This window comes from Blautia sp. CAG:257, assembly GCF_000433815.1.
GTDB classification, from domain to species: domain Bacteria; phylum Bacillota; class Clostridia; order Lachnospirales; family Lachnospiraceae; genus Blautia_A; species Blautia_A caecimuris.
Window position 1 is genome coordinate 19,739 of record NZ_HF999125.1, and the last position, 2,986, is coordinate 22,724.

General features: G+C 40.7%; 2 protein-coding genes and 1 pseudogene. All 3 read right to left on the reverse strand.

Annotation, left to right across the window (positions count from 1 at the left end; translation table 11 throughout):
• Nucleotides 1-391, reverse strand: a pseudogene (locus QVP40_RS13445) (ABC transporter permease); the annotation flags it as partial.
• A gap of 38 nt (nucleotides 392-429) precedes the next feature.
• Nucleotides 430-1,956, reverse strand: coding sequence for a sugar ABC transporter ATP-binding protein (locus QVP40_RS13450; protein WP_022068883.1), 1,527 nt, complete (start codon nucleotides 1,954-1,956; stop codon nucleotides 430-432).
• Nucleotides 1,957-2,098: 142 nt separating this feature from the next.
• On the reverse strand, nucleotides 2,099-2,986 hold an 888-nt coding region (locus QVP40_RS13455), incomplete at its 5' end, for a substrate-binding domain-containing protein (protein WP_288200600.1).

Genomic DNA, 2,986 nt, shown 5'->3' on the forward strand with positions numbered 1-2,986 from the left:
CACATGTTGCCAGCATATCCGGAATCTTACATACAAGAATCAAAAACATTGTCAGTAAATACGAAAACATAGTAAACAGGATTGTTACTACAACCGCAAGCCAGAGTGGAAGACCAAACCACAGAAATGACGCGGCAAACACATAAGCACTAAATGTTCCCAACGTTCCGGCTGACATATCAAATCCGTCCGGAGCCATAGATACTGTTGCAGCAAGAGCAAAAATCGTAACAACAGACATCGCACGAAGAATGTTCAGAAGGTTTGCTACAGAGAAAAACGCTGTACCTTTCACAATCGTAAAAATTACAACTGCAACAACTAAAACGATTACCGCTGCCCAGCTCAACAGCATTTTTCCAATATTTTTCATTTTAGCATTTTGAACCATATTATTTTCCTCCCATAATGGATATGTTACTAAAGGCTTCAGCCTGTGTATGCACTGGTTGCTCCTGTGGCATAATGCATGATTTCGTCCTCAGAAGTCTTTGCAGTTTGCAGTTCTGCTGTAATGCGGCCATCAAACATTACATACATACGATCCGTAATAGATAACAGTTCTGAGTTTTCACAGGTTGCATAAATAACACAGTTGCCCTCTTTTGCAATATTATTGATCAATGTAAAAATTTCCTGTTTTGCGCCTACATCCACACCCTTAGTGGGCTCATCAAAAATATAGACATCACAGTCTGCAGCAAGCCATTTTGCAACTGCAACTTTCTGTTGGTTTCCACCGGATAAATAAGCAACCTTCTGCTTGATCGACGGTGTTTTTATACTGAGACTTTTTACATATTCTTCCGCTTTTCTGGCTGCTTTGCGATCGTTCACAAAAGAAAATGTACAAAAATCATCCAGACTGGCTGCTGTTGTATTAAAAGTCACTGTCTCTGCAACCAGTACTCCCTCTTTACGTCGTTCCTCGGGAACAAGTGCAATTCTGTTTTTTACAGCATCTGACGGTGTTTTTATATTCAGCTCTTTTCCATTAAGCTTTATAGTACCTGCAGACTTTTTATAAACTCCGAAAATTGTTTTACACAATTCGGTTTTACCACCACCCACCAGTCCTGCCAGACCGACAATTTCACCTTTCCGTACATACATGGAAATATCCTGAACGCGCCCCTCTCGTTCTGTAAGATGATCGATTTCAAAAGCTTTTTCTCCTATCTCACAAACCTGTTTCGGGAAGTTTTCTTCAAATGAGCGTCCCAGCATTTTATCCACAATCTCTTTTGAAGTTGTCTTGGGCGTAATCGGTGTCGTATCCACAATTTCACCATTTCTCATAACTGTATAAGAATCACAGATCTGCAATACCTCATGAATACGATGTGTAATAAAAATAACTGCAAGATTTTCTGTTTTACGAAGGTGTCTGACTACTCTGAACAGCTCTTCTGTTTCTGTATCAGATAAAGGAGCTGTAGGTTCATCAAGAATCAAAAAATTACAGGCACTCTGCACAGCACGCGCAATTAATACCATCTGTTTTTGTGCCAGTGTCAACGTTCCACACATACGTCGTACATCAATATTTACATTTAAACGTGCAAGAGCTTCTTTTGCATCTTTCCGGATCTTTCCGTAGTTTACAAACTGCTTATGTCCCATATTCATTACAAGGTCATTAAACATAACATTTTCGGCAACAGTAAGTGTTGGAATCAGAGCCATATCAACTTCCTGATATACAATCTGGATTCCAAGTTTTTTAGCTGCCGCCGGATTTCGCAATTCTACAGGATTTCCATTGTAGAGAACCTCTCCTGTATAGTCTGGATTTGAACCGGCAAGAACTTTCATCAATGTAGATTTACCTGCTCCATTTGCCCCCATCAGAGCATGAATCATTCCCGTTTCGATTTCAAAATCTACATTGGAAAGAGCTTTTACACCGGGAAATTCAATAGAGACATTTCTTGTTCCAAGTGTAATCTTATCCATAAATTTCCTCTTTTCCATTTAGTTTTTGCACCCCTGTATCAGATCTCTTAAAATACAGGCGCCGGAACACTGCCCCGGCGCCTCACCTAATCCTGATGTTCTTTTATTCACATATTTATGAGAACAATTCCTTTAAGATGGATCAGTGACCAAGGAGATCAACCATCCAATCACAAGTCGGCATCCAGGAGGTATCGGAATATTCTTCACCGGCAACTTCAGCCAGATTTTCAATATTGATTCCATCTTTTGATGTAACCATTTCCTGAGTGACAATTACAGACGGAATTTCCATCCAGTCACCAGGATCTTCATAATAGCAGGATGCAGCATAAATATCTTCATACTGATCTGCCATTTCCAGTGCGAGAACACGACATGCAAATTCTCCATTGGAGCTCCAGTTTGTAGTAGCACATGCTTTCCAGTTTTTGCCTTCCTGCATAAACTGAATATCCTCATTACAGATATCTACTGATACCATTGGGATATCTGAATTTGCCTCAACCAGTGCCTGATACACGCCCTGTGCATATGCATCATAGCAGCACCAGATTCCATCGATTTCACCTTCACCATACTTAGGTAAGGTTGCAGCTGTTACATCTCTCATAGAAGATGTTGCATTTTGATCATCAATGGGGGCAATTCTCTCAACTGTTTTAATTTTGCCTTCGTCCTCATATGGCTGGTATCCGATCTGGCGCCGGTCAAACGGGCTGTTATATCCTGCTCCCTGCTGAACCTGCAGTATATTTACCGGTTCTCCTGCTTCTACTTTTTCAGGGTACATATCCATAATGCTCTCAACCAGACTGGAAGCAAATCCTGCATCCTGCTGGAAAAACTGTACTACGCCTGGAATTTTAGCAACTTCACCATTTGCATCTTTAAATGGAGTGTCAAAGGTAGCAATTTTCAGATCCGGATACTGTTCTAAAATTCCTGTCAGAAAATCATATGCATATTCCTGACCACCATGAGAAACCATCAGCCCATCATATCCACCCTGTGCACACTGCTCAATAGT

Excerpts from the sequence above, each read along its gene's own strand:
- QVP40_RS13450 (WP_022068883.1), bottom strand. The coding sequence starts at position 1,956 with ATGGATAAGATTACACTTGGAACAAGAAATGTCTCTATTGAATTTCCC.